The following is a 21,676-nucleotide window of genomic DNA, read 5'->3' as shown; positions in this document are numbered from 1 at the left end:
TGGTGAAACAGCGCGACATATCTTCCTTGTCGATTATGTCGATGCGTCCTTCTATAGTCCGTTCGTTGCCACGCCGCAGTGACCGGAGTGGCCCGAATCCAGGAAGGACATATCGTGAAGAATCGTTCGTTCGTTGCCCCGGCCACCGTCTCCGCCGTTGCCTCTGTTTCCGCCTCGGAGCAGGCCCGTTCATGCGCACGCAACGCGCTGCGCAAGCTCATTTTCTCCGCCGCCGCGGCCGTGCTCGCGCTCGGCAGTGCATCGGCGTTCGCCTGGTCGCAACATGGCACGGCGTACACCTCGCACGGCACCTATAACGGCGCGCGTTACGGCTCGTGCGGCGGCGCCAGTTGTTCGCATGCAGGCGGCGTTGCCGGCCCCTACGGTGGCCTCGCCACCAACACCGGCACGGTCACGCGCACCGCACCCGGCCAGTTTTCGAATTCGGGCACCGCGACGGGCCGCTATGGCAACTCGGTCCAACACTCGGGCGACACCAACTGCGCCGGTGGAACGTGCTCGCATACCGGCTCCCTCACGGGTCCTGACGGCAAAACCGCGACCACCTCAGGCGATGTCACGAAGAACGGCCCGGGGCAGTATTCGTCGTCCGGATCGGTGACTGGCTCGAACGGCAATACGGTCAACCATTCGGCGTCGACGAACTGCGCTGGCTCGACATGCTCGCGTTCGGGCACGGTGACCGGTTGGGATGGCGGTAGCGTCGATCACTCCGGTTCGGCCACACGTGTTGCGCCAGGTGTCGTGACGACCTCGTCGAGCGTGACGGGCACGCACGGCAACACGGTGACGTCGAGCGGGACGGTTGTGGCAAGCACAGGTGTTGTTGCGACAGGTGGCACGACGGTCGTCGTGGCGCCGAAGCCGGTGGTGGTCACGCAGCCTGTGGCCTATGTGGCGCCGCCTCCGGTGGTCGTGGCGCCCGCTCCGGTGGTCGTGGCACCGAAGCCGGTGGTGGTTGCGCCGCCGGTTGTCTACGCACCGCCGCCTCCGCCGTCCGTGTATGTCGCTCCGCGGGTCGTGTATGTCGCGCCGGCGCCGCGTCCGGTGGTTTGGGTGCCGGGCCATTGGGTCGGGCGTGTGTGGGTGCCGGCGCACTGGTCTTGATGGGAGCTGCCATGCGAGACAAATCACGCGGGACGGTTGAGCAGGGTGAAAGCGCAGTGCGCGTGCTCCCTTTCGATGAATCGCGGCCCCGGCGATTCTACAAACCAGGTGCGCTCGCAGCGATCGTCGTTGCGACAGGATTGGTGATTGCAATGAGCCGCTTCGGGACAGCAGCGGATACGCGCAGGGCGAGTGGGTCGTCGCGGGATTGCTCCACCCGGTACGCGGCGCTGCTCGACCTTGCGGAGCTGGCGAGACGTGATGGCAAATCATCCGAAGTGGTCGTGCGCGGGCTGAGCGACAAGGGCGGCGCGATGAGTGGATGTGTGTCGGCGGCCAACAATGAGCCAGTGGAGTAGCGGTAAGATCGACACCCAGCGCACGCCGGCTGATGCCATCGGTCGCGTCATTCCCGCGCAAGTAAGCTCGCACTACCCGCTTCCTGCCGCAAGAACGTGGGGCTGATTCGCAGTCAGCCTCGCCAATTACCTGTCTCCCGAAGCCTTATTGCGGTTCCGCGATCACCAGCGGGAAGCGAATTTCAAACGTGGTCCCTACACCTTCGCGCGACACAAAATCGATGTGCCCATTCAACACCCGGCACAACTCCTTCACGATCGCTAGACCCAGGCCCGTGCCGGGAATATCTTCGCCTGCGGCCCGCTCGAATTCGTCGAACACGCGGTCCGCGTCCGAAGGCGCAATACCCACGCCCGTGTCGGAGACGCGAATCGACCAGTGCGACTCGCCGGCCAGCGCGAAGTTGAGTTCGATTTCACCGGACTTCGTGTACTTGATGGCGTTGGAGAGCAGATTGACCGCAATCTGTTTGAGCTTGAGACGATTGGACGTGACCGCGGTCAATGCCGGGTCATAAGCGGCACGCAACGTGAGTCCTTTGGCCTCGATCGAAGGACGTGAAGACGTGACGAGTTCATCGTAGAGCTCGCGCGGATCGACCTGTTCGAGCACGAGCGGGGCGCCGTCGCCAAGCACTACGGAATACTCGACGATCTGATCGACGAGCTGCTTCATATCGGCAGCCTGGCGGTTCGCCAGCGTCAATGCGGTATCGGCTTTCGCGGGCGCGCGCGCGATCAACTGCAAGGCGATGGAAAAGGCGTTCAGAAAGTTGCGCAGATCGTGGACCACGCTGCGCGTGATCTGCATGCGCGACTCATACAGGTCGCTCACCAGACGCTGTTTCAGTGTGAGTTCGTGATTGGCGCGTTCGAGCCGGCCGGTGTATTCGTCGATCTTGCGGTCCCGTTCGCTTACCACTTCTTTAATAGACGTGAGCGTGACCATGCTGAGCGTTTCGGCAATCAGGCGCCGTGCCCGGCTTTCATGGCGGCGCGTGAAGGTGTCGTCGAGAACGGCGAATTCTTCGAGCGCGTCGGCGAGCACCTGATGAAAGAGATCGAGCTCGCGGACCAGTTCTTCGATACGGTAGCCCTGACGCCAGCGCACCTTGCCGTGTTTTCTCGCATCGCGCTCGATGGCCGGTTCGACCCGTTCGAGATCTTCGATATCGAGCGCCGCGCACAGGCCTTCGAGAATTTCCGGCAGATGATCCGCCAGCTGCTGGTAGGTGAGCTTGTCCGCTTCGATGAGATCGACGTCGCCGAATACGGCGTTCATCCACTGCTGGGTGAACCGGGTGCGCTCCGAGCGAATGAAGTCGGCAAATTTGCGCAGGGGGCTAACGCGTGTATCGGTCATGGTGGGGTTCGGATCAGTTCGCAACATTATCGCCGCAATCGCGCATTGTGGAGCATCTCCAGCGCGGCTGGGAGAGCATTGCAGCGACGATGGGTCCGGCGGCTTCCGCCACGGTCAATATAGAAGGCATGGCTCGCTATGGACCCGCGTCAGGCAGGTGGATCGAGCGCTTTCAAAAAGTCGACGAACGCGCGTAACGGTGCCGGCAAATGGCGACGCCCCGGATAGTAGAGAAACGGGCCTGAAAAACGCTGCCACCACGGCTCCAGAATCGGCTCCAACGCTCCGCTGTCCAGATGCGGGCGCAGCATGTCTTCGAATAAATGAATGACACCCACGCCGGCGACAGCCGCGCTGATGGCCAGGTCGATAGCCGCGCCGGGCCGCACCAGCAGCGGTCCCGATGGATTCAACTGCAACACTTCGCCGTCGCGCTCGAAATACCAGATCGGCATTGCGCCCCCTGCGAACTGGCCGCGCAGGCACGCATGCGAAAGCAGTTCGCCCGGATGGTCGGGGCGGCCGTGCTGGTCGAGATAGCCAGGCGCGGCCGCCGTGGCGAAGCGTTGCACGCGCGGCCCGATGGGAATCGCGATCATGTCCTGTTCGAGTCGCTCGTCGTAGCGAATGCCGGCGTCGCAGCCGATAGAGAGCACGTCGACGAAGCCATCTTCGACCACGACCTCGACGCGGATGTCGGGATACGCCTTCAGGAACGCCGCGATGAGGGTCGGCAAGACGATCCGCGCGGCGCTCGACGGCACGTTCAGTTTGAGTGTGCCGGCCGGCTTGTCCCTGAATACGTTCAGCACGTCCAGCGCCGCTTCCATCTCGCTGAACAGCGGCGTCAGCTTCTCGATGAGGCGCAACCCGGCTTCAGTCGGGGCCACACTGCGCGTGGTGCGGTTGAGCAGGCGCAGACCGAGCTTTGCTTCGAGACGCCGCACGGCGATGCTCAAACTCGACGCCGAAACGTTGCTGATGCGCGCGGCGTCCCGAAAGCCGCCTGCGCGGGCAACCGAGACGAATGCGGCCAGATCGTTCAGTTCCATGTCGATTGTTCACTTTATTAAACAACCTGTACACGTTAGATGGCTTTATTAAACAACGCAACCACGACCATACTCCTGCTCAACCACTTACCCAGGAGAGCCGCATGTCGAATCCCATCCTTACGGACACGTTCCCACTGGCCGGCCGTCCTGTGCGCCGCATGGGCTACGGTGCCATGCAACTGGCCGGACCTGGCGTATTCGGGCCGCCGAAAGATCGCCACGCGGCGCTTGCCGTGCTGCGCGAGGCCGTGGCGGCGGGCGTCAATCACATCGATACGAGCGACTTCTATGGGCCGCACGTCACCAACCAGTTGATTCGCGAAGCGCTGCATCCTTACTCCGACGACCTTGTGATCGTCACCAAAGTCGGCGCTGTGCGTGGCAGCGATGGCGCGTGGTTGCCGGCACTCGAACCGGAAGATATCGAGCGTGGCGTGCACGACAATCTGCGCAATCTCGGGCTCGACGTGATCGATGTCGTCAATATGCGGATGATGGGCAACGTGCATGCACCCGCTGAAGGTTCGCTCGAAAAACAGGTGACTGCCCTTGCCGAACTTCAACGGCGCGGACTCGTGCGCCACATCGGCTTGAGCAACGTGACCGCCGCGCAGATAACAGAGGCGCAGAGGATTGCCGAAATCGTCTGCGTGCAGAATCACTACAACCTCGTTCACCGGGAAGACGACACGCTGATCGACGACCTCGCGGAGAATGGCATTGCCTATGTGCCGTTCTTTCCGCTTGGCGGCTTCACGCCGATTCAGTCGACCGCGCTTTCCGACATTGCGCGAACACTCGGCGCGACGCCGATGCAGTTGGCGCTCGCCTGGCTGTTGCATCGGTCACCGAACGTTCTGCTGATCCCCGGCACGTCCACATTGGGGCATCTGCGCGAAAATCTGCAGGCGGCGCAGTTGAAATTGACCGACGACGTGTGCGCCCGGCTGGATGCGATAGGCGGCGCTAACGGCGAGGCGTGATAAAGGCTCTCGCCGGGTCCCTCAAGGATCGCGCGGCGCCCGGAGCCGACCCAAGCTGACGGGATCGTATGCTTCGCTGAAATTTGGTTGTAAGTCGCCGTTGCTAGAGTTCTCGAAGAGTTTTGCCGCCGGATACCGGACAGTGTTCTTCGGACACCTAGATAGGGAAGAGCGACAAACCATGAACAAAGCTCGTGCGTTCTGGCTCATTCTGATGCTGCTTTTAACGACGCCCGCCTGGGCATTCCAGGCCCGGGTCGTCGCCATTCATAGCGTTGCGATGCATAAGTCGCTCGAAGCGACGGTCGTGCTGCCCGACCAATATGCGCGCGGCAAGGGGACGGACCGCTTTCCCGTCGTCTATCTGTTGCACGGTTCGGGTGGCGACTATACCGACTGGACCTCGAATTCGCAGATTGGCAAGCTGGCCGACCGCTATCACGTGATACTCGTCATGCCCGATGGCGGTCACGAAAGCTGGTATATCGACAGCCCGGTCGATCCGCGCAGCCGATACGAAACCTATGTGGGTACGGAGGTCGTGACTTACGTCGACGCGCATTTCCGCACGATCGCGACGCGCGCGGCGCGCGCCATTACCGGCTTGAGCATGGGTGGATTCGGCGCATTGCATATCGCGCTGGACCGTCCGGACGAATTTGGCGCCGCGGGCAGTATCAGCGGAGCGGTGGATCCGCGCGGCTGCGAGGATGAGCCGGGCATCAACCGTGTTTTCGGCGATCCCACGCGGCATGCCGATTTCTGGAACAACGAGGCGATCGTGGAAAATGCGCGCAGTTTCGGCAACGCGCATATTGCTCTCACGATCGATTGCGGGGTGAACGACTCGCTGGTGCAGTCGAACCGCACGCTGCACGAGCGGCTGGTCGAACTCGGCGTGCCCCACGATTACGCGGAGCGGCCCGGCGGCCACACCTGGAAGTATTGGGCCAATGCGGTGCAGTATCAGGTGCTGTTCTTCGCCGGGGCGTTCAAGCGCAATGGGAGCAGCGCGACGAGCGCCGCGGCTTGAGTCCTGTGCAGTGCTTTGGGGCGGTTTCAGGCCGCCCGCCAATCCGTCAGTCGATGCCGTGAAATACCGCGTCGTCCGGTCCGAGATAGGCCGGCGGACGCCATGCCGCATCGCGCATGGAATGCTGGACCAGTTTCTCGACGCCCAGCAGCACCGCAAAAATCGCCATCCGCACCGGAATGCCGTTGTCGGTTTGCCGGAAGATCGCCAGCCGCGAATCGTGGTTCAGGTCCACGCTCAGATCGTTCGCGCCCGGCCGGCTGTCGCGCGGCAGCGGGTGCATGATCAGCGTGTCGGCGCCGCACACGCTATCCACGAGAGCCTGATTGATCTGGAAATCCGGCGTGTAGCCTTCGAACGATTCGTCGGTGAAGCGCTCTTTCTGGATGCGCGTGGCGTACACCACGTCGGCGCCACGCAGGCCGGCGGTCAGGTCGTGGGTCTGCTCGATCACGTGGTCGTTGCGCGAAATCTGCTCGATGATGTAGCTCGGCATTTCGAGCATGGGCGGCGAAATCAGCGTGAACTTGATGCCGCGATACAGCGCCAGCAGCTTGACCAGCGAATGCACGGTGCGCCCGTATTTCAGGTCGCCGACCAGCGCGATATGGGCGCCGTCGACAATCTTGCCGAGGCGCGAGAACTCACGCTGAATGGTGTACAGATCGAGCAGCGCCTGGCTCGGGTGTTCGCCCGGACCGTCGCCGCCGTTAATTACCGGCACATTCGTGGCGCGCGCGAATTCGGCCACCGAGCCTTGCTCCGGGTGGCGGATCACCAGCGCGTCCACATAGCCGCTCATCACGCGGCTGGTGTCGTAGATCGACTCGCCCTTGGCCATCGACGAAAAGGTGAAGCCGGTGGTGTCGCAGACCGAGCCGCCCAGCCGGCAAAACGCCGAGCCGAAACTCACACGGGTCCGTGTGCTGGCCTCGAAGAACAGATTGCCGAGCACCGCGCCTTCCAGCACACGGGAGATTTTGCGGCGGCGGGCGATGGGCTGCATGATGTCGGCCACGCGGAACAGCGCTTCCACTGAGTCGCGCGAGAATTGATCCACGGAGAGCAACTGCGGCTTGCCCTCGAATAGCATCTGGCTCGCGAGCGACTGCGAATCTACGCTTTGCGTATATTTTTCTCCCGGCTCACCGTGCACGACGATTTCCGACACGAAACGCTCGACGATTTCCGGCATGGCCCGCGATTCCTGCGAATCGTCCGGCAGGAGCCAGGTATCGAGCGCCCGGCGCGACACCCCGATGCGACTCGCGAACGTGTCGCGCGTCATATTCAGGCGACGCATTGCGTCGCGTAGGAAGGCTTGCTGCGGGACGCTCATTGAGGCACCTGTCGGAAGAAGGGAGTAGTGGGTGCGATGTACGCGTTGCGTATATTAATTTCCCTGCGCCAGAAGTCAAGTCATTTCGAGATGGGCTTTGCCAAGCCGCGCCGCTCGCGGTTACACTGCGTCTCATGCATTCCGGCCCAACGTTCAGACTCCGCCCGTCGACCTTCGCACGCCTCGCTTTTGCGAGCGCCGTAGTCGCACGCGCGTGTGATTCGAACGTCAGCGCCAAAGCCAAAAAACAGCCGCTCATCTGACCGGAGCACGCTGTTCCGTCAGATGCGACGGAACAGCCGGTCAACGCCCCTTGGGCACTTCCTGTCTTTCCTCCCTCGCACGCTGCACGGAATCGATACGGTCGTCATCGAGGTAAGGACATGTCTATTTTTTCGGGTATCTGGGTTCCGCTCATCACGCCGTTCGCCGAGGGCGCCGTCGATCACGCCGCCTTGCGCGCGCTGGTACGCCGCTATACAGGCGCGGGCATTGCCGGGCTGGTCGCGCTCGGCACGACCGGCGAACCGGCCGCGCTCGACGCCGCCGAACAGGACGCCGTGCTGGCGACGATTCTCGACGAAGCGCAGGCCGCCGCTCGCCATGCGCAAGACGCGCGGGCGCTGCCGGTGGTGGTCGGCGTGTCGGGCAATCACACGGCGAGCATGCGCGAGCGCATCGAGCAGCTGAATCCGCTGCCGATTGCCGGTGTGCTGATGGCCGCCCCGTACTATATCCGGCCTTCGCAAGCCGGAATTGTCGATCACTTCACAGCGCTTGCGGATGCGAGCGAGAAGCCGGTGGTGCTGTACGACATTCCGTATCGAACCGGCGTGCGGCTCGAACTCGACACGCTGCTCACGCTTGCCGCCCATCCGCGGATTCAGGCGATAAAGGATTGCGCCGGTTCGCTCGACACCACGCTCGCGCTGATTCGCGACGGCCGCCTGCGGGTGCTCGCGGGTGAGGACATCAATATTTTGAGCAACTTGTGTCTGGGGGGCAGCGGGGCGATTGCGGCGTCCGCGCATCTGCGGCCCGAGCGCTTTGTCGCGCTATATCGCGCGCTGGCGGCAGGGCGGCTCGACGAAGGCCGGCGCATTTTCCATGCGCTCGCGCCGCTGATCCAGGCGCTGTTCGCCGAACCGAACCCCGCGCCCGTCAAGGCAATGCTCGCCGCGCAAGGACTGATACGCGACGAACTGCGCATGCCGATGACGCGTGCCAGCAGTGCGCTGCGCGAGCGGCTCGAAGCGTTGGCTGAACGGGAGCGGATCGAATCGCGGGAAGCCGCGGCGTCGGTTTGAGCGAAGCGCTCATGGCGAATGAGCCCGCGTGCGGGTCATGGCGCGGCGTCTTGCTTCGCTGGCCGGCAGCGCACTCGACGAGCGCGCGACCGGCTGAACGGCCGGAATATCAGACCGGTCCCGGCAGCGATTGGCGCTGCGCGGGCGTGTCCCGGCCGAACCCATCGTCGGGCGCGTGCCGGGTATGGCGATCCGCGCGCGTTGCCTGGGTGGTGGCAAGGTGTTCCATGGCGCCACGCTCGAGCGTGGCGAGCATGTTCATTTCGACCATCTGCAGTTTGAACGCCAGCACCATCAGTCCGCTCGCCAGCAGCAGGTCGCCCGCGAACACGACCGCGTAAAGCGCGGACGTGTATTGCGGATTGCCGAGCAGCAGCGACACGTTGGTGCGATCGAGCAGCACGAGAACAAGCGGCGCGGCTGCGTTGAGTGTGACGATCGTGCCGCCGATCATCGCGATCAGGCGAGCAGGCCCGAGGTGCGGACGGCGCCGCCGGCACACTTCATACAGCGTGGCCGCGCGAACAGGCAGGAAAAACAGCACGAGCAGGCCGGCGCGCAACACCATCGGAACCTTGAAGAGCAGAGCGCATCCGTAGAGCGCGCAGAACACGGCCGTGCCGGCAAGTCCGGCACGCCACGGCGCCTTCATGCCGAACAGCTCGCGCGCGCCCGCCCAGATCAGCATGCGGCTTTGCAGCGCGAGCGTCGCGGTGGCGATCAAGAGCGCGTCGTAATGCCATGTGAAATGCAACGCGAAGCAGGCCGAAGACGCGGCGAGCAGATAGAAACCAACCGCCCAGAAGCGGAACGCGACGACGCGCGCGAACATATGCGACAGCGCGGTCGTAACGAGGGCACCGCATAAAAACGTGATCAACCACAACGAAGTAAGCGTTGCCACATCAAATTTCATGAACTCTCCGACACCCTGAGCTGCCTGTTATTGTTTATTCTTCATCGCGATCCGCCGCTGCCGCCGCTCGCGCAGCCGCTATCGGCCACGCCGCACTGCATGCTTCAGCAGATCGCCATGTTCACGCAGCGATCATTCTTTCCCGCAGCAGATTGCCGAAGTCGTTGGCGTTGAGCGGCTTGCCGAGCAGGAAGCCCTGCATCTCATCGCACATCATCGTCCTCAGCATGTCGAGTTGCGATTCGGTTTCGACACCCTCCGCCACCACATCCATTTCCAGCGAGTGCGCAAGCGCGATGATCGCCGACACGATCGCGCTGCCTTCCGGTCCGTGCGCGTCGAGCCCGTTGGTAAAGAAGCGGTCGATCTTCAGTTGCTTGACGCGAAAACGCTGCAGATAAGCGAGGCTCGAATAGCCGGTGCCGAAGTCGTCGATCGCGATCTCGAAGCCGCATGCCTGAAACTGGCGGATCATCTCGATGGTTTTGGGTGCGTCCTGCATGGCCACGGTTTCGGTGATCTCGAACATGATCTGACTGCATTCCACGCCTTCGGCCTGGACGATCTCGAGCATGCTCGCGACGAGGTTCGGCTGCAGCATCTGGCGTGGCGACAGGTTGACCGCCACTTTCATCGACGGCAAACCTTGCGCGATCCAGTGGCGAATCTGCCGGCACGTTTCGCGCACGACCCAGTAGCCGATCTGCACGATCTGCCCTGAGCGCTCGGCGATCGGAATGAACTCGAGCGGCGTGACTTCGCCGAGTTGCGGATGATGCAGGCGGATCAGCGCTTCGGCGCCCGCGAGCGACTCGCCGCTACCGTTGAACTTCGGCTGGAAGTGCAGCGAGAAATGGCCGGCGGCGAGCGCGTCGTGCAACGCGTTCTGAATCTGCAGCGTGCGCATGGCCGCTTCGTTCATGCTGCGCTCGAAGAAGCGAAAGGTGCTGCGGCCCGCGCGTTTGGCTTCGTACATGGCCGCGTCCGCGTGTTTGAGCAGCGTGTCGACGCTGTCGCCGTCATGCGGATAGAGTGCGATGCCGATACTCGGCATGACCTGGAGCGGCTGGGAGTCGGTCCACATGCCCATGCGCATCCGGTCGAGCACGCCATCGGCCAGCGCGCCGGCGTCTTCGCGCGAGCCGAGGTTTTCCGCCAGCACCACGAATTCGTCGCCGCCGAGCCGCGCCACCGTGTCGCTCGCGCGCACGCACAGCAGCAGGCGCTGCGCAAACGCGGTCAGCACCTGGTCGCCGACCGAGTGGCCGAGCGAATCGTTGATCGTTTTGAAGCCGTCGAGGTCCATGAAGAGAACCGCGCACATGGAGCGCTGCCGCTGCGCGCGCTGGATCGCGTGTTCGATGCGCTCGGTCAGCGTGCTGCGGTTCGGCAGTCCGGTCAGGGCGTCGAGCGTGGCGAGCTGCACGATCTGGCCATTCAGTCTCGACACCGAGCCGACCAGAAAGGTTGTGCGCGCATCGAAACGCGACAGCATCAGCGTGACGGTCAGAATGGCAAAGGTGAACAGGATCACCGAGGTCGCGAGCCACGTGGTGTTCACACCCTTGGCCGCGCCGCACACGGCACCAGCCGGAAACCCGGCGGCGGCCATGCCGGCGTAATGCATGCCGCTGATCGCGACGCCCATCACCAGCGCCGCGGCGAGACGCTTGCGCACCACGTGGCGCGCGTCGTCGTCGCTGAGCGCGCGCGCAAGCCACAGCGCGGCGCTCGACGCGCCGACGGCGATGGCCAGCGAGGCGGCGAACCACGCCGGTTGATAAACGATGCCTGGCGTCATCTGCATCGCCGCCATGCCGACGTAGTGCATGCCGGCGATGCCGCATCCCATCACCACGCCGCCCGCCAGCAGCCGGCCTGCCCTCAACTGTTCATGGGTCGTGATGTGCAGCGCCAGATATGAAGCGCCGGTCGCGAGTCCGAGCGAAGCGGCGGTGGTCGCGAAGTCGTAGCCGAGCGGAATCGGCAGCGAAAAGGCGAGCATGGCGATGAAGTGCATCGACCAGATGCCGACACCGAGTGCCGCGGCGCCGCCCAGGCGCCATGCGCGCCGCGCACGTGGCGAGGCCAGCAGGAAGATCCGGCCGGTCAGATCGAGTGCCGTATAGGACGCGAGCGTCGCGACGGCGAACGAAATGACCACCAGCCAAAGGTTATATGAGCTCTGCATGTCTAGTCCAACCGCCGAAAGGGAAGCGGCTGAACATGTTATCGACCGTTCGCGACAAATATTTAATTCGTTTTCAACATGTTAGCCCCAGCTTTCGGCCACTTCGCCGGTGCGCGGGTCGTGCCGGGGCGAAACTTTCGGTGAGTGAGCGGGTAATTGCCGCCGCTCGACGGCGCGAGGGGGGGGGCTGACGGGAGGCGTCGTGATAAGCGGCATGGCGTTTGCGCGCCGGTAGGACCGCCACCGATGCATCGGCGCGCGGCGTGGCTCGATCAAAACGCTCATGCGCCAGGCACGGTGCATGCGGAGTCGGGAGTCGCAGGTGTTTTCTCGTCGCGTTCCTGCGCGCGCACCCTATTTCGCCAGAGCGGCTGCTCTGAGACCCACGGTGGGGCATTCCGCATACGCGTTCGTCATCGCCGACAAACCTGGTTTTTCAATGAATGTCCCTCTGCTCCGTCAGTCCTTCCGCCTCTCACGGCGTGAAGCACTCCAGCGGCGCCCGCAATCTTTTCTGGAGAAATGCGATGTTCGTACACAACAAGCGACTTCAATACACCGTCCGTGTAGCGATGCCCAATCCCGGTCTGGCCAATCTGCTTCTTGAACAGTTCGGCGGCCCGCAAGGTGAACTGGCCGCGGCGTGCCGCTATTTCACGCAGGCGGTTAGCGAGGACGATCCCGGCAGGCGAGACATGCTGTTTGACATCGCAACGGAAGAACTCAGTCATCTGGAGATCGTCGGCTCAATTGTCGCGATGCTCAACAAGGGCGCGAAGGGTCAACTTGCCGAAGGCGTGGAGCAGGAGGCCGAGCTTTACCGTTCACTCACGGGAGGCGGCAACGATTCGCACACTACCGCTTTGCTCTACGGTGGCGGCCCGGCCTTGACCAATTCGGCGGGCGTGCCGTGGACGGCTGCCTACATCGATACGATCGGCGAGCCGACCGCGGATCTGCGGTCGAATATCGCTGCGGAGGCCCGAGCAAAGATTGTCTACGAGCGGTTGATCAATGTGACCGACGACCCGGGTATCAAGGAGGCGCTCGGCTTTCTCATGACGCGCGAGATTGCGCATCAGAAATCGTTTGAGAAAGCCTTGCACTCTATCCAGCCCAACTTCCCGCAGGGGAAATTGCCCGGCGTTCCAGAATTTACCAACGTTTATTACAACATGTCCGACGGTGACGACGCGCCGCGCGGCCCGTGGAATGAAGGTCCCGGTTGGGACTTCGTCGACAAGCCGCAGCCGGCGGTGGACGGCGGCGATGGTTTCGCGAGCGTTCAGGTTTCGGAACAGGAGGTCGAGGTGTTGAGTGCGATGGCATCGCGAACGGCTTCCGCGACTGGAACCGACCCTGTCACCGGGGCTGACCTCGGCGCCGGGCAGGATGCCGCCGTAGCGAAGTAACAGCTGGCGAAGTCGCAGCGAAGTAACAGCGTTCGTAGTCGAAATCACCGTCGCCGGCCCCGCCACGCGGGCCGCGGCGTTTCGTTTCAGTCGTCCGCGCAGCACACATGGCGTGATGGGCGTCCGGACGACGCCACCTTGCGGCGCAACCCGCGCCTAACCACAACGGAGTCTTTATGTACCCTCAAATCTCGGATCAGTTCTCCTCGCGTCAACGTGACACGGCAATCGAAGCTGCCTTCGACTGCAACACCGAAGTGCTTGCCGGGGTCGAGAAAGTTGTCGAGCTCAACATCCAGACCGTCAAGACATCGTTGTCCGAGCAGCAGGCATTGGCGGACGCGGCACTTTCTGCTCAATCGCTCAGTGAAGTCTTCGATCTCCAGTCGCAGCAATTTCCGGCTGCGGTCACGAAGACCTTTGCCTATTGGCGGCATGTGGAAGAGATTGCCGCCGACACGCGAATCGGACTATTCAACGCGATGCAGGCGCATTTCGGTAGTTCTTTGAATACGCTCGCTGAAATGGTCGACATGGCTTGTGGCAACGCCTTCGTTCAGGAGCGCGGCGGCATTCTGGACCTGCCTGGCATGGCGCAATCCACGGTCGCCTCTGCTGAGCGGGTAGGCATTGTGGATAGCTCGGGCAGGGTGGTTTCTTCGGACGACGTTCGAGGCGACTTGCATTGAGTAGCATTGGACGGCGCCGTGTCTGACGGACGAGTCTTTTTCCATTCCGTCTATGTTGGCGCGTCGTGGTTGCCGTGCGATGGCGCTGTTCGGCCACTCGCACGGCATCCGCTAAAGAACCGGCAGCCGTCACGCGCTCCAGTATTGCTGGCCACGCGACTGTTTCGTCCACGCCTGCCCGTTGCCGGCAGGGGGGCGAATGAATGGCGCAGGAGAGTGGGAACGGCTGTTGCGCTGCGACTAGGTAACGGCGCAATACCGACGCGCCAGCAGCGAGAGAAAACCCATGAATTCCATTTCTGAAAATCGCGCTTGCCCGGATCATTCGACCGGAGGGCAGCGCGAGTACGTTTCGAGCGCGGTGCCCGTGCGCGTGCTCGTCGTGGATGATTCACGTCCGTCGGCTGATGCGCTTAGCGCGTATCTACAGGCCGGCGGCATGAGCGTGCGAACCGTCTACCACGGCTCGGACGCCGTGAGGGAAGCGAAGGCGTGGCTCCCTGATTGCATAGTTCTCGATGTCGCCATGCCCGGCCTGTCCGGCATTGGTGTGGCTGCGGCGCTTCGGAGAATCGAGGCGACGGGGAAGATTCCCCTTCTGGCATTTACCGCGTTCGATACCGCCGATTACATCCGCGAAATGAAAGAGGTCGGTTTCGATGCCGTTTGCCGGAAGCCTGCAGAACTACCGCAACTCGAGAACATGATTTTCAGGTTGCTCCGGCATGAACCAGTGGGAAACGCTGAGTCGGCGCCATCCCCTCTATCGGATAGTTCAGCGTCGGCGCAGCGAAGCGGCAGTTGAATTTCGCTGCCGCCCCCTTCGGCGCACTTGGCAAAAACATCGCAGCGCCGCCCCGCCGCGTATTAACTCGCGGGGGCGAGCATGAACCAGAACATGGCGACCGCGGCAATTCCCATCGCTCCCGTAGCGGCCCAACCGGCGACCGACAGGCGTCTCGAGATGACGAAGCTGCCCATTATCTTCGGATTCACCGCCATGAACATCATGAGCGCCATGATGGGCACGGACACGACTCCGTTGATCACCGCACTCCAGTAAAGCGCCTTGACGGGATCGATACTCGTGAATCCCATCGCGAGACCAATAAGGGTCGACAGCACGACGATGCCGTAAAACCGTTTCGCCAGTTGCGGTTTCAGCGCGAGGCTGTTTCGCCAGTTGAAGGCGCCGGCCATGGCATACGCGGCGGAACCGGCCAGCACGGGTAAGGCGAGCAGGCCAGTACCGACGATGCCCAGACTGAACAGAACGAACGCAAACCTTCCTGCAATCGGCTTCAATGCGAGCGCCGCTTGCGACGACGTCTGGATGTCCGTTAGGCCGTGGGCGTTGAGGGTGGCGGCAGTCGTCAGGATGATGAAAAAAGCGACCAGGTTGGAAAAGCCCATTCCGACCCACGTATCCATCCGGATCCGGCGCAAACTGGCCGGTCCTTGGCCGGGTGCGTTCTTCAATGCCCGCTGCCCGGTTGCGGCGCGCATTTCCTCGACCTCCTGCGACGCCTGCCAGAAGAACAGATAGGGGCTGATGGTGGTGCCAAGCACGGCGACCACGGTGGTGACGTAGTCGCTTTTCCATGACAGATGTGGACTGACGGTACGCACGATGACCGTGTGCCACGGAATATCGACGACGAACACCGTGCCGACGTAGGCGAATAATGCAAGCGTCAGCCATTTCAGCACGTGCACGTAACTGCGGTATGGAATGAAGACCTGCAGCAGAACTGACAACAGGCCGAGCGCGAGCGTGTAAATGTGCGTCGGACCGCCGATCACCAGGTTCACTGCGGCGCCCATTGCGGTCAGATCCGCCGCGATATTGATCGTATTGGCGACCAGCAGCAGGAAAACCGATCCATAGAGCAGCCAGGCCGGATAGTGGCGCCGGATGTTGGTTGCGAGTCCGTGGCCACTCACGCGTCCCAGTCGGGCGCTGACGACCTGAATGGCAACCATCAACGGATACGTGACGATGACGGTCCACAGCATGTTGAAGCCGAACTGCGCGCCGGCCTGCGAATAGGTTGCGATTCCGCTGGGATCGTCGTCCGCCGCGCCGGTGATGAGGCCGGGTCCGAGCTTTTCGAGCCACGACTGAACCTCGGGGTCCGGCTTATCGGACGGGTCGATGTTGATATCCATCATTGAGCCCTTGAGTATCCGTGCCCGCGATGTCGCGGGAACCGCGAGAGTCTGCCCTATCAATCTTACAAGCCGGTACATCGTGGCTCTCATAGCGGCCGCCGGGCGCGGAGCTTGCTGACGGGACTGGAAACCACACAGCGGAGCGCGCGATGAAATCCTTGACCCTCGACCAGTTCAAGACGCAACTGGCGTCGATGTTGCGCGACATTCCTTACGGCACCAGTGCCGACCTGACAGGCTACGCTATCGCGTTCTGGAATGGCAGTAAGGTTATCTACGCATTCGTCTCCAGTGACGATTCCGGAATTATCGAGGACGAGTTCGAGTTGAGCGACTACGAGTGGGATCACTGGCACGACGATTTTGTGACCTGGATCAACGAACCGATGTTCAGCGTCCGGCCCGAACTTCATAAGAGGACCTACGCGGCGCCCGCCGACAACGGCGCACGTTAGCGCTTGCCGTAGCGGGCAGCCGTGGCGTGATGTTGCCGGAATATGTCAATCAGGCCACTGGTTGCTCGCCCATGAGACCGGGAGAATGCATGGCAACGATTCACCCACAAGGAGCCTTATATGTCCCCGGTCATCTCCCCGGTCTCAGCCGTTCCTGCAGCAGATAGCGCCGCGGCGCTCGCCCACTTCAGCTCGCTGTTGTCATTCGAAACAGATTGCGCGGACGTACACGCGGCGCTTGAAGCCAGTGATGGGCTCGCTATGGATTTTGTCCTGCTCGACGTGCGTGGCCCCGCACTTTTTGCCCGCGGCCATGTGCCTCGCGCCGTGAACCTCCCGCATGGCAAGATCGTCGAGTCCAAGCTTGCCGATTATCCGCCCGACACACTCTTCGTCACGTATTGCGCGGGTCCTCACTGCAACGGAGCCACGCGCGCCGCAATCAGGCTCGCCCGCCTCGGTCGTCCGGTCAAGGTCATGACCGGCGGCGTGACAGGTTGGCTCGACGAGGGTTTCCAGCTTGCCATCGAGAAATGAGGCGTTGGCTTGACTGTTTGTGAACAATAGACTCGAAACCGAACACGAAGCGTTTGGCTGAATCCGGCGAGTTGCAGCCGCCCGATGTGCCAGCTATTTCAAGCGCTGCCGTGGGGCGCCGCCGCGCATGTTCATACTGCGCGCGGCGGCCCACGCAGACCATACGGTCGGGCAGGGCAGTGCCGCGCGCCCGGCACGCAACGCCGCACGTTTGCCATAACGTGATGTCATGGACCCCACAACAATTGCGGCATTGTCGCAAAAAAATAGATTCACTATATTTGGCTCAACGCGCATTACATCCACGATATCTTTCGCCAAACCGTTTCGAGGACATAGTCGTGATCAAGAAGCCAACGTTGCGCCCGCTTGCAGCGGTTCTGATTCTTGGCGTCGCGGGCCTCGTGCCTGCGTGTCTGACGCCTGCTTTCGCTGCCGGGAAGATTACCTTTGTCTCTCAAGGCGGGACCTATCAGGAAGCCCAGACCAAAGCCATCCTCGACCCGGCTGCGAAGCTGCTGAATATCACCGTGAACCAGGACAGCATTCCGGACGCGTGGCCACAGATCAAGGCTCAGGCCGCCACCGGCAAGCCGATCTGGGACGTGGTGGACACGCCGACTTCCAACTGTCTGCGCGGCGGCAAGGAAGGGCTGCTGGAGAAGCTCGACTTCGCGAAGATTCCGAATGCGGCGGCCATGCCGGAGAAGTACCGCACGCCGTACTCGGTCGCGTACGAGTTCTATTCGACCGTGATCGGCTATAACAAGAAGACATTGAAGAAGGTGCCGCAAAGCTGGGCCGATTTCTGGAACGTGAAGGCGTTCCCCGGCACCCGTGCGCTGCGCAACGACCCGCAGACCGTGCTCGAAGCCGCACTGCTCGCGGACGGCGTGCCGCGCGACAAGCTCTATCCGCTCGACGTGGATCGCGCGTTTAGGAAGCTGCAGCAGATCAAGCCGGACGTGACCGTCTGGTGGACTTCGGGTGGTCAGTCGGCGCAATTGCTGCACGACGGCGAAGTCGACATGACGATGATCTGGAACGGTCGCGCGAGCGCCGTGCGCAAGGACAATCCGGACATCGACTTCACGTACAACGACGGCATTCTGCAGAACACGCAGTTGTGTGTGCTGAAGAACGCGCCGAACCTGCCCGATGCGATCAAGTTCCTCAACGCGGCCGTGTCGCCCGACTTGCAGGCCAACCTGCCGCTGTATATCGACTACGGGCCGGGCAATCCTGCGGCCTTCAAGACCGGCAAAATCGACGCCAAGCGCGCGAGCGAGTTGCCGAGTTCACCGGAGAACGCGTCGAAGCAGGCGTTGATGTCGGAGGAATGGTGGGCGTCGGACGCCGGCATTCAGGCGAAGGCGCGCTGGCTCAAGTTCATGCAGTAAGCGAAAGACCTGGTTGCGCACGCGCGGGTTGCTGGACAGTTGAATGTCAAACCCGCGCGCCAATCCCAGCGGTTTTTTTGCGCGTCCCGCACCGCGCATCGTCTGCGCATACATCGAACGTGATCGACTATCTGATTCTCGGCGGCGGCTCGGCCGGCTGCGTGCTGGCCGCGCGTCTTTCCGAAGACGCGGGCAAGACCGTCTGCCTCGTCGAGGCCGGCCGCAATATCTCGCGAACGGACATGCCCGCAACGGTGCGCAGCCGTTATCCGGGCCGCGCCTATCTCGACACCACGAACATCTGGCAGCGCCTGAAGGCACGCATGAGCGCCTCGGCCGCGACACGCCGTTACGAGCAGGCGCGCCTGCTCGGCGGCGGTTCGGCGATCAACGCGCTGATGGCGAACCGCGGCGCGCCGGCCGATTACGACGAATGGCACGCCCAAGGCGCGCACGGCTGGAACTGGGCCGCCTGTCTGCCGTACTTCCGCAAGCTCGAAACCGATTGCGACTTTGACGGCGCGCTGCACGGCGCGAGCGGGCCGGTCCGGATCCAGCGCACGCCGTGGGCGCGCATCTCGCCATTCGTACGCGCGGTGCTCGACACGCTCGACGCGCGTGGCTACACGCGGCATGACGACCAGAACGGCACGTGGCAGGACGGCACGTTCATCGGTTCGATCGCAGTGAGCGAAGCGGGCGAGCGCATCCCGACCTCGGTCTGCTATCTCGACGACGCCGTGCGCGCCCGGCCGAATCTCACGATCCGCACGCACACGCTGGTTGAACGCGTGCTGTTCGACGGCAAGCTCGCCATCGGCGCGCGGCTCGTCGGCGAAGACGGGGTGAGCGAAGCAGTGCGCGCCAGACAGGTGATCATCTGCGCGGGCGCGATTCACAGCCCGGCCCTTCTGATGCGAAGCGGCATTGGTCCGGCGTCCGAGCTGACCGCACTCGGTATCGAGGTGCTGGCCGATCGCGGCGGTGTCGGCGGCAATCTGATGGAACATCCATCGATCGCCGTATCCGCGGTTCTGCCGCGCGCCGCCCGCACGTTATATCCCGACGAGCATCACGAGCAGGCGATCGTGCGTTTTTCTTCGGGCGTGAGCGGCGCGGTGCCCGGCGACATGCACGGCGCGATCCTGTCGCGATCGGGTTGGCACTCGGTCGGTTACCGGCTCGGCACGCTCTTTTTCTGGGTCAACAAGTCGTACTCGCGCGGCCGCGTGAGCCTCGTGTCGGCCGATCCGCACGACGAACCCGCTGTCGACTTCAACATGCTGTCCGACGCGCGCGATCTCGAACGGCTGAAGCTCGCGCTGCGCTTTGGCGCCCGGACTCTGGCCGATCCGCTGATGGCGAGGCATCGCAACACGCTGCTGCCTTCGAGCTATTCACCCCGCGTGGCGAGCGTGGCCGTGCCGGGCGTGTGGAATGCATTGCAGCGCGGCCTGCTGAGCGCACTGCTCGACATTGCCGGACCGTTGCGCGGCTGGCTCGTGCGGTGTGTGGTCACGCAAGGCGTGACGCTCGACGAACTGCTTGCCGACGATCACGCGCTGACGCGTTTCGTGACACGCTCGGTGGGCGGCACCTGGCATCCGTCTGGAACCTGCCGCATGGGCGCCCCCGACGATCCGCTCGCCGTGTGCGACGCGCGCGGCGCGGTATATGGCGTCAGCGGACTTTACGTATGCGATGCGTCGTTGATGCCTTCGATTCCGTGCGCGAACACGAATGTGCCGACCATCATGATCGCGGAGCGGATTGCGGATATGTTGCGCGAACGCGCGTGAATGTGATGCCGGGCCGTAGCATTGCAACGCGACGGCCCGGCGCATGTGTCGAGCAGCGAATGTTTTGCCTACCTCCGGGCATTTAGCCCAGCAAGGCCCGAACACAGTCAGTCGCCAAACCCCACAATGCCCTTCACTTCGAGAAACGCCTCGAGTCCCCATTCGGCGTACTCGCGGCCGTTGCCCGACTGCTTGTATCCGCCGAACGGCGAGCCCGCGTCCCATGACGGGTAGTTCAGATACACACTGCCGGCACGGAGCCTGAACGCCACGCGCCGCGCGCGGTCCAGATCGGCGGATTGAACGTAGGCCGCGAGCCCGAAGGGACTGTCGTTGGCGATCGCGATGGCTTCTTCCTCGTCGCGGTACGGCATGATCGCGAGCACCGGGCCAAAGATCTCCTCGCGCGCGATCGTCATGGAGGGGCGCACGTCCGCGAACACGGTGGGTTGCACGTAGAAGCCACGCTCAAGACCTGGCGGACGCCCGAGGCCGCCGGCCACGACCTGCGCGCCTTCGTCGATACCGGCCGCGATGAGCCGCTCCACGCGCTCGAACTGCACGCCGCTGACAACCGGGCCCATTGTCGTGCGCTCGTGGTCGGCGGGGCCGACGCGCTGCGCTTGCGCCGCCCGCCGCGCGATCGCCACGGCTTCGTCGTGACGTGCCGCGGGGACGAGCATGCGCGTCGGCGCATTGCATGATTGCCCGCTGTTGTTGAAGCACGAGTTGACGCCGGCCGTGACCGCCGCCTCGAAATCGACGTCGTCCAGCAGAATGTTCGCGGACTTGCCGCCCAGTTCCTGGTGCACGCGCTTGACTGTCGGCGCCGCGAGCTTCGCAATTTCAACGCCCGCGCGCGTCGATCCGGTGAACGACACCATATCGACGTCGGGGTGCGCCGCGAGCGCCGCGCCGACCGTTGGCCCGTCGCCGTTGACGAGGTTGAAGACGCCCGGCGGCACGCCCGCGGCGTCGAGTATCTCCGCGAACAGCAGGGCGTTCAGCGGCGTGACTTCGCTGGGCTTGAGCACCATCGTGCAACCGGCCGCGATGGCGGGCGCGGCCTTGCAGACGATCTGATTGATCGGCCAGTTCCACGGCGTGATGAGCGCGACCACGCCCACCGGTTCGTGATTGACGAGCGTCGTGCCCTTCCGGCGCTGCCAGGCGAACGTCTCACACGTGCGGATCAGTTCTTCGAGATGCCGCCGGCCGATGCCGGCCTGCCACGCATGCGCCATGGCGCGCGGTGCGCCGAGTTCGCGCGAAATGGTGTCGCCCATCTCGTCGTGACGTTCGAGAAACACCTCGAGAATGCGGCGGATCAACGCGAGGCGTTCGGCCGGCGTGGTCTGCGAGAACGACGTGAACGCGCGTTTCGCGGCGGCTACCGCGCGATCGGCATCGGCGGGCGTGCCCATCGCCACTTCGGCGAAGGCTTCCTCGGTACAGGGATCGACGACGGAGCGGCGTGCGTTGCCCAACGGCTCGACCCACGCGCCGTCGATATAGAACTTCAGTGCATTGACCATGTA

The 21,676-nt window shown here is 63.2% G+C and carries 19 protein-coding genes; 12 read left to right on the top strand and 7 right to left on the bottom strand.

Annotated elements, in window-relative coordinates:
- Positions 1-114 precede the first annotated feature (114 nt).
- Positions 115-1,128: a hypothetical protein gene (locus P0D70_RS02390; protein ID WP_408182182.1), complete on the top strand. Its 1,014-nt coding sequence runs from the start codon at positions 115-117 to the stop codon at positions 1,126-1,128.
- 11 nt (positions 1,129-1,139) lie between these two features.
- The gene (locus P0D70_RS02385; protein ID WP_408182180.1) at positions 1,140-1,487 is read left to right on the top strand and encodes a hypothetical protein; all 348 of its coding nucleotides are present in this window, start codon (positions 1,140-1,142) and stop codon (positions 1,485-1,487) included.
- Positions 1,488-1,632: 145 nt separating this feature from the next.
- Here the strand turns inward: P0D70_RS02385 and P0D70_RS02380 are convergent, their stop codons facing one another.
- Positions 1,633-2,850, bottom strand: coding sequence for a sensor histidine kinase (locus P0D70_RS02380; protein WP_408182178.1), 1,218 nt, complete (start codon positions 2,848-2,850; stop codon positions 1,633-1,635).
- Positions 2,851-2,999: 149 nt separating this feature from the next.
- Positions 3,000-3,902 carry a LysR family transcriptional regulator gene (locus P0D70_RS02375; RefSeq protein ID WP_408182176.1) on the bottom strand — a complete coding sequence of 301 codons (903 nt, stop codon included), beginning with the start codon at positions 3,900-3,902 and terminating at the stop codon, positions 3,000-3,002.
- A 104-nt stretch (positions 3,903-4,006) separates the two neighbouring features.
- On the opposite strand from P0D70_RS02375, the gene P0D70_RS02370 reads away from it, so the two are divergent.
- Together P0D70_RS02370 and P0D70_RS02365 are read left to right on the top strand one after the other, a co-directional pair.
- A complete protein-coding gene (locus P0D70_RS02370; protein WP_408182174.1) occupies positions 4,007-4,888 on the top strand; it encodes an aldo/keto reductase family oxidoreductase in 882 nt (293 codons plus the stop codon).
- 181 nt (positions 4,889-5,069) lie between these two features.
- Positions 5,070-5,921, top strand: a complete 852-nt coding sequence (locus tag P0D70_RS02365; RefSeq protein ID WP_408182172.1) for an alpha/beta hydrolase — start codon at positions 5,070-5,072, stop codon at positions 5,919-5,921.
- A 46-nt stretch (positions 5,922-5,967) separates the two neighbouring features.
- On the opposite strand, the gene P0D70_RS02360 is transcribed toward P0D70_RS02365, so the two are convergent.
- Entirely contained in the window at positions 5,968-7,260 is a 1,293-nt protein-coding gene (locus P0D70_RS02360) for an aspartate carbamoyltransferase (RefSeq protein WP_091802691.1), read from the bottom strand.
- A 383-nt stretch (positions 7,261-7,643) separates the two neighbouring features.
- Between P0D70_RS02360 and dapA the strand changes: the two genes are divergently transcribed.
- Complete coding sequence (gene dapA / locus P0D70_RS02355; protein WP_408182170.1) at positions 7,644-8,567, top strand: 4-hydroxy-tetrahydrodipicolinate synthase; 924 nt, start codon at positions 7,644-7,646, stop codon at positions 8,565-8,567.
- Positions 8,568-8,676: 109 nt separating this feature from the next.
- Here dapA and P0D70_RS02350 read toward each other — a convergent pair whose 3' ends face one another.
- Together P0D70_RS02350 and P0D70_RS02345 are read right to left on the bottom strand one after the other, a co-directional pair.
- Complete coding sequence (locus tag P0D70_RS02350; protein WP_091802684.1) at positions 8,677-9,483, bottom strand: hypothetical protein; 807 nt, start codon at positions 9,481-9,483, stop codon at positions 8,677-8,679.
- 121 nt (positions 9,484-9,604) lie between these two features.
- Positions 9,605-11,674 (bottom strand): putative bifunctional diguanylate cyclase/phosphodiesterase, encoded by a 2,070-nt coding sequence (locus tag P0D70_RS02345; RefSeq protein WP_408182167.1) that lies wholly within the window; start codon positions 11,672-11,674, stop codon positions 9,605-9,607.
- A gap of 527 nt (positions 11,675-12,201) precedes the next feature.
- On the opposite strand from P0D70_RS02345, the gene P0D70_RS02340 reads away from it, so the two are divergent.
- The 3 genes from P0D70_RS02340 to P0D70_RS02330 all read left to right on the top strand — a co-directional run bounded on the left by P0D70_RS02340 (position 12,202) and on the right by P0D70_RS02330 (position 14,580).
- Positions 12,202-13,086: a manganese catalase family protein gene (locus P0D70_RS02340; RefSeq protein ID WP_408182165.1), complete on the top strand. Its 885-nt coding sequence runs from the start codon at positions 12,202-12,204 to the stop codon at positions 13,084-13,086.
- A gap of 176 nt (positions 13,087-13,262) precedes the next feature.
- Positions 13,263-13,775 carry a phasin family protein gene (locus tag P0D70_RS02335; protein WP_408182163.1) on the top strand — a complete coding sequence of 171 codons (513 nt, stop codon included), beginning with the start codon at positions 13,263-13,265 and terminating at the stop codon, positions 13,773-13,775.
- 286 nt (positions 13,776-14,061) lie between these two features.
- Entirely contained in the window at positions 14,062-14,580 is a 519-nt protein-coding gene (locus P0D70_RS02330; RefSeq protein WP_091802672.1) for a response regulator, read from the top strand.
- A gap of 62 nt (positions 14,581-14,642) precedes the next feature.
- On the opposite strand, the gene P0D70_RS02325 is transcribed toward P0D70_RS02330, so the two are convergent.
- Complete coding sequence (locus P0D70_RS02325; protein ID WP_408182373.1) at positions 14,643-15,944, bottom strand: NRAMP family divalent metal transporter; 1,302 nt, start codon at positions 15,942-15,944, stop codon at positions 14,643-14,645.
- Between the two features lie 152 nt (positions 15,945-16,096).
- Here P0D70_RS02325 and P0D70_RS02320 point away from each other — a divergent pair, with 152 nt between their 5' ends.
- From P0D70_RS02320 to P0D70_RS02305, 4 genes are all read left to right on the top strand, one after another.
- Positions 16,097-16,402 carry a hypothetical protein gene (locus P0D70_RS02320; RefSeq protein ID WP_091802669.1) on the top strand — a complete coding sequence of 102 codons (306 nt, stop codon included), beginning with the start codon at positions 16,097-16,099 and terminating at the stop codon, positions 16,400-16,402.
- A 120-nt stretch (positions 16,403-16,522) separates the two neighbouring features.
- Complete coding sequence (locus P0D70_RS02315; RefSeq protein ID WP_408182157.1) at positions 16,523-16,939, top strand: rhodanese-like domain-containing protein; 417 nt, start codon at positions 16,523-16,525, stop codon at positions 16,937-16,939.
- Positions 16,940-17,280: 341 nt separating this feature from the next.
- Positions 17,281-18,339 (top strand): ABC transporter substrate-binding protein, encoded by a 1,059-nt coding sequence (locus tag P0D70_RS02310; RefSeq protein WP_408182155.1) that lies wholly within the window; start codon positions 17,281-17,283, stop codon positions 18,337-18,339.
- Between the two features lie 119 nt (positions 18,340-18,458).
- The gene (locus P0D70_RS02305; RefSeq protein ID WP_408182152.1) at positions 18,459-20,138 is read left to right on the top strand and encodes a GMC family oxidoreductase; all 1,680 of its coding nucleotides are present in this window, start codon (positions 18,459-18,461) and stop codon (positions 20,136-20,138) included.
- Positions 20,139-20,245: 107 nt separating this feature from the next.
- On the opposite strand, the gene P0D70_RS02300 is transcribed toward P0D70_RS02305, so the two are convergent.
- Positions 20,246-21,673 (bottom strand): aldehyde dehydrogenase family protein, encoded by a 1,428-nt coding sequence (locus tag P0D70_RS02300; protein ID WP_091802660.1) that lies wholly within the window; start codon positions 21,671-21,673, stop codon positions 20,246-20,248.
- Positions 21,674-21,676 lie beyond the last annotated feature (3 nt).

It is taken from the genome of Paraburkholderia sp. RL17-381-BIF-C, from assembly GCF_046026435.1.
Taxonomy (GTDB): Bacteria; Pseudomonadota; Gammaproteobacteria; order Burkholderiales; family Burkholderiaceae; genus Paraburkholderia.
This window is presented reverse-complemented; position numbering and strand designations above follow the sequence as displayed.